This window comes from Alkalibacterium putridalgicola (assembly GCF_900109825.1).
Taxonomy (GTDB): domain Bacteria; phylum Bacillota; class Bacilli; order Lactobacillales; family Carnobacteriaceae_A; genus Alkalibacterium; species Alkalibacterium putridalgicola.
Genome location: NZ_FOBL01000062.1, coordinates 1 through 5,415, shown reverse-complemented (window position 1 = coordinate 5,415; position 5,415 = coordinate 1). Strand labels below are relative to the sequence as shown.

Annotated in this window: 6 protein-coding genes; 3 read left to right on the top strand and 3 right to left on the bottom strand. The window is 43.5% G+C overall.

Annotated features, from left to right (window positions below; genetic code table 11):
* Window positions 1-237: 237 nt before the first annotated feature.
* Window positions 238-669 carry a YtxH domain-containing protein gene (locus BMX84_RS12190; RefSeq protein WP_091490312.1) on the bottom strand — a complete coding sequence of 144 codons (432 nt, stop codon included), beginning with the start codon at window positions 667-669 and terminating at the stop codon, window positions 238-240.
* 380 nt (window positions 670-1,049) lie between these two features.
* On the opposite strand from BMX84_RS12190, the gene BMX84_RS12185 reads away from it, so the two are divergent.
* The 3 genes from BMX84_RS12185 (at window position 1,050) to BMX84_RS12175 (ending at window position 3,912) form a co-directional block, all read left to right on the top strand.
* The gene (locus tag BMX84_RS12185; protein ID WP_218142384.1) at window positions 1,050-1,592 is read left to right on the top strand and encodes a phosphoribosyltransferase; all 543 of its coding nucleotides are present in this window, start codon (window positions 1,050-1,052) and stop codon (window positions 1,590-1,592) included.
* Window positions 1,593-1,744: 152 nt separating this feature from the next.
* Window positions 1,745-2,656: an NADP-dependent oxidoreductase gene (locus BMX84_RS12180; RefSeq protein WP_091490309.1), complete on the top strand. Its 912-nt coding sequence runs from the start codon at window positions 1,745-1,747 to the stop codon at window positions 2,654-2,656.
* Window positions 2,657-2,742: 86 nt separating this feature from the next.
* Window positions 2,743-3,912 (top strand): hydroxymethylglutaryl-CoA synthase, encoded by a 1,170-nt coding sequence (locus BMX84_RS12175; RefSeq protein ID WP_091490307.1) that lies wholly within the window; start codon window positions 2,743-2,745, stop codon window positions 3,910-3,912.
* Between the two features lie 519 nt (window positions 3,913-4,431).
* Here the strand turns inward: BMX84_RS12175 and BMX84_RS12170 are convergent.
* Both BMX84_RS12170 and BMX84_RS12660 read right to left on the bottom strand, forming a co-directional pair.
* On the bottom strand, window positions 4,432-5,115 hold the full coding sequence (locus tag BMX84_RS12170) for a DUF554 domain-containing protein (protein ID WP_091490304.1): 684 nt from the start codon (window positions 5,113-5,115) through the stop codon (window positions 4,432-4,434).
* 107 nt (window positions 5,116-5,222) lie between these two features.
* A partial coding sequence (locus BMX84_RS12660) for a hypothetical protein (protein WP_218142383.1) occupies window positions 5,223-5,415 on the bottom strand: 193 nt, incomplete at its 5' end.

The window sequence follows — 5,415 nt, the reverse complement described above, 5'->3', positions numbered from 1 at the left end:
TTGGATTATATTACCTTAATCGACAGGAATCATCAGAGGAGCAACGAGAGTTTTTAAAAGCATAGTTTTTCATAGATTATTGGGAGTTACCTTATTTTGTTTTATATCTCTAATTCGAAATACTTACACTATCACAGTAACGTGAACAGTGGAATTTGTCAAAGAATAAGGATAGCATACAGAAAGACCCTCACGACGATCAATGTCAGAGGGCCAGAGTGTTTATTAATGATGTATTTAAATATTTGGTGATGAATTGGTATCGCTGGAACCAGATTCATTTGAGTCTGACTCCTCTTTATTCTTACGGATTTTTTCAGAGGCATCTTCCACTTCGACAGCTACATCGACATAAGCATCCTCAGCCGTTTCTTTCACTTCATCTTTCAGCGTACGTGCTTCGTTTTTGATTTCTTCTGAAGCGTTGTGCAGCTGATCGCGCAATTCCTTAGCTGTTTTAGTCAAGGTCAATTTAATGTTTTCTGTTGCTGTACCCGCTGTCTGAGACATTTCACCTGATTTTACTTTGGCTTTGTCTGCATATTCCCCAGCTGATTTTTTTGAGTCGTCCATTCTTCTGCGTAAGTCTTCGCGTGTTTCTTTACCGCTTTTAGGTGCCAGTAGTAAACCTAAAGCCGCGCCTAATAAAGCTCCTTTAATAAATTTCATACTATTTCCTCCTTGGTTGATAAATGGTTAACCTTCTGTGTTAATTATAGACTAAATAGGATTTTTTTTAAATTAGAACCACTCACAGCTCAAAAGTTGATGCCCCTTTATGGCATCTTTGGATAATAATGGTGTGTTTTAAGTCTATGTCTGAGGATAACGGTGAACTGAAACAGGAAATAACCACTCAATCGTTCCAATATTGAGTGTAATCGTTTCATGTTATACTGAAAATAACTAACCAGAAATAGTGTAGAAGTAACCGTCAAAGAAGATTTCCTGGGAGGAATACCGATGAAATTTAAAAACCGTACAGATGCCGGAAAGCAATTAGCCGAAAGACTTGAAGTGACCGATGCTGAGCATACCGTTGTACTGCGTTGCCGCGGGGTGGAGTCCCTTTAGGTATCGAAATAGCAGAAAAACATCAACTGCCTTTCGATATCATATTATCAAAAAAAATAGGCCATCCGACACATTCCGAATATGCGATCGGAGCATTATCTGAACACGGTGATCCGATACTAGACGAGACTTCAGCTGAATTACTGGGCCCGGAATGGCTGACGACAGAGCTTAAACGTATCCGGAATGAAATGGCCCGGCGACAGCGGACCTATTCAAAAGAACTGACAAAACAAACACTAAAAGGAAAAACCGTCATTCTTGTGGATGACGGTATCGCTACTGGCATGACGATGAAAGCGGCCATTAAAGCAGTGGAAGCTCAAGAAGCGGAAACCGTCATCGTTGCAGTGCCGGTCATTCCTAAAGACACATACCAGGAGCTGGAGAGACTGGTGGATGATGTGGTCGTCATTGAGGTGCCGGATATTTTTCAGGGAGCAGTCGGCGCCTACTATATGAGTTTTCCGCAAGTGGATGATGAGGAAGTACTGGATATGCTGCATTCTCTTGATTAAATGAATGAACCCAGACATTGAAATGCTGCTTGAATGAAACTGACAGAATTTCTCAGGCAAGTTTTCCAACGGTCTTTAAAGAGGCAGATCAGCAACCATCTCGATTTATATATGATAAAATCATAGAGACGTAACATGAGGAGGCATATAAAATGAAAGCAATAGTAATTGAGTCCTTCGGTGGAGTAAACGAATTAAAAATGAAAGAGATCGACAAACCTGAATTAAAACCCGACCGTCTGCTGGTCGAAGTATGCGCGACGAGTGTCAATCCTGTGGATACGAAACGAAGAAGTGGTTCGTTTGGAGGAAGTCTTCCGATGATCGTAGGGAATGATGTGGCGGGTAAAGTCCTGGAAGTCGGGAAAGAGGTCACAGGTTTTGAAGTTGGAGACCGTGTGATGGCCAACGGATCTAGAACGTATGCGGAAATCGTTTCCGTTCGCCCGGACAGAACGGTGAAGCTGGATGCATCTGTTTCTTTTGAAGCAGCGGCAGCTTTGCCATTGACCGGACAAACAGCCTATGAAGCACTCGTTAGACGCGGGAATATAAAAAGTGGCGAAAAAGTGCTGATCCACGCCGGTTCAGGTGGCGTCGGATCTCTGGCTGTTCAGATAGCCAAAATAAAAGGTGCCTGGGTAGCGGCCACTGCAAGCGGAAGTAATCAGGAGCTGCTGAAGTCATTAGGTGCCGATCGTCCTGTCAATTATGAAGAGGAAAACTTTGACGAGGTCTTGGAGGATATCGACTTTGTGCTGGACACCTTAGGCGGCGATGTCCTGGAAAAAAGTCTTCTGCTTATAGAAAATAAGGGAAGACTGCTGTCGATCGCCGGGGATCCCAGCGAATATGTCAATACAGATGACGTTGATGCCGACTTTTTCTCAATGAGCCCCACACAGGAAGCGCTCAGTCAGCTGCATGAGTGGCTGGTCGAAGGCAAGCTGAACCCGGTCGTTTCTGAGGTCTTTCCTTTTACAGAAAAATCTGTCAGAGAGGCCCATAAAAAAAGTGAAACGGGTCATGTCCAAGGTAAACTGATCATTAAATTAAAGGATTAAAGCATTTCTTAATTCTTTTTTAAAGAAGCTTGGGTATACTTAAAAAAGAATAAATAAACGTAAGCTGCAAATAGGAGGATTAGCGATTGAATATCGGAATAGATAAAATAGGTTTTTATACACCTGATCAATATGTAGATATGGAGAAACTGGCTGAAAAAAGAGGTGTCGAGCCTGCCAAATACACCATAGGTATCGGACAGGAAAGAATGGCCGTCGCTCCCCTTCATGAAGATGCTGTGAGTATGGCGGCGAATGCGGCACTTTCTATACTGGATGATGAAGATAGAAAAAATATCGATCTGGTCTTATTTGGAACGGAATCCGGAGTCGACCACTCTAAATCCGGTGCTGTCTGGGTCCATCATCTGACGGATATCCAGGAAAACGCCGGTTCATTTGAACTGAAACAAGCCTGTTACGGTGCGACAGCCGGTATAAAAATGGCGATGGGACATATTGCCCTGAACCCTGAGAGCAAGGCACTCATTTTAGGAGCAGATATCGCGAAATACGGTCTGAATACATCTGGCGAACCGACGCAAGGTGCCGGTGCAGTAGCTATGGTCCTTTCAAGTGATCCACGCATCCTGGCCCTGGATAACGATAGTGCCTCGCTGACGAAAGATATTTCGGATTTCTGGCGCCCGCTTTATTCAGATTATGCCTTTGTGGACGGAAAGTATTCTAACGAAGCCTATCTCTCGTTCCTAAAAGATGTATGGGGAAAATATAAAGAAAAAACGGCTAGAGACCTGAAAGATTTTGAAGCGGTCTGTTTCCATCTGCCGTACACGAAAATGGCGAAAAAAGCCCTGCTCAGTCTGACTGAGAATGCGCCGGAAGAGGATGCAGAACGACTGATGGGTCACTATCAGAACAGTATCGCCTACAACAAGCAAGTCGGCAACGTCTATACGGGATCCTTGTACTTGAGCATGCTTTCCCTGCTGGAACAGTCAGAAGAGCTGGCTGAAGGCTCGCGTATTGGTCTGTTCAGCTATGGATCAGGTGCCGTCGGTGAATTTTTCAGCGGCGTCGTTCAGCCGGGCTATAAAGCCTATCTCAACCAGGAGACGCATGAAGCTCTTCTGAGTTCGCGTCGCGAGCTGACGATCGATGAGTATGAAGAGCTCCTGGAAAAATCTTTACCTAAAGATGGTTCTGATAGTGAAACAGATACTGATAAAATGAAAAAGGGTAAAGCTTATCTAACTGGTATAAAGGATAACCTCAGAAAATACGAAGTGAAGTAACGATCAGATAAATAAAAAGACTGAGACTGAAGGAGACGTAAGGGCGGATATTTCGATCCGTTTGCTGAACGCCTGCAGAACTCAGTCTTTTTTTGTGCTGCATCACTATTGTCTGTCGAAACAAAGCTAACTATAAATCAAAATAGTACAAGACTCATGAAAAAAGATGAAAAGGGTGCATGAATAGAAATATTCTAAGAAGTGAACATCCTGCAGCCGGCACTGGTTGTCCTTGCGGGTTGCTGGGCTGATAATACTAAAGAAACGCATACGATGTAAATGACAGAACCGGAGATCGGAGAAGCCGTCTGGGTGATCAAAGAAATTGACGAGATGCTTGTAGTCCTTTTAGAGGTCCTATAACGAAGAAGGAATCTCTCAGGCTGAATCAAAGGACTGTGATATCGCGAAAAAAGTTTATGAGAATTTAAGGATTCGATCGAATTAAAAAGAACTGTCAGCCAAGACACACCGACCCAAAGTCATTGGGAAGGCAGTTGTCTATGACTGACAGTTTTTTTAATAGAAAAGAAAGAATAAAATGGGAATGAAGATCGCCGGTACAAAATTCATGACTTTGATCCGGGTAACCTCGAGTATATTAAGTCCGAGAGCCAAAATAATCAGAGAACCGACCGCATTGATGTCATTGATCATCGGATCAGTCAAAATACTGTCGAGCCCGCTGGCGAAGAGAGTGATCACACCTTGATACACAAAAACGATAACTCCGGAAAAGAGCACACCGATGCCCATACTGGAAGCGAGGATGATACTGGTCAAACCGTCCATGACTGATTTTGTCAAGAGGATAGTATGTGTGCCAGTGAGGCCACTCTCCAGCGGTCCAACGATCGACATGGCTCCCACAGCCATGATCAGACTGCTCATCACAAATCCTTTAGATAAAGAGGCAGCGCCGTTTTTTCCAGGAAAGTGACTCTCCAGCCGGTCGCCCATCTGATTGATTTTCTTATCTAAATCAATGAGCTCGCCGATCGTCACACCGATAACCATGGAAAGGATGATATAGATCGTATTCTCTCCAGACGAGAGCCCCGTGATCCCGATATACATTGCAGAAAGAGCCAGCGCTTTCATCAACGCCTTTTCAATGTGCATGGGAATGCCTTTATTAACGAATAAACCGATGATACTTCCTGTAAAAATAGCTAGGGTATTGATGATCACTCCAAAAAACATAACATGTACTCCTTTAACTAAGCCGATAGTCTGTGTCTTTTTATTATAAATGGGATAGCGAGACTATACAAATAAGAATTAAAGGTGAGTCTATGAGAAAAATTCCATTATAATGATAGAAGAAACTGACTGGGGGTCAGTTTCACCACTTCTATACAAACTTTATGCAGTTTTCGAACGCCTATCTGCTGCTTTTGAATAACGGGCGTGCCTTTAAGGGAAGAAAAAGCCAGGCGAAGGGCACGCAAATGGCACGTGCGTGCCTTCCACGGAAGAAAAAGCCAGCTGAAGGGCACGCAA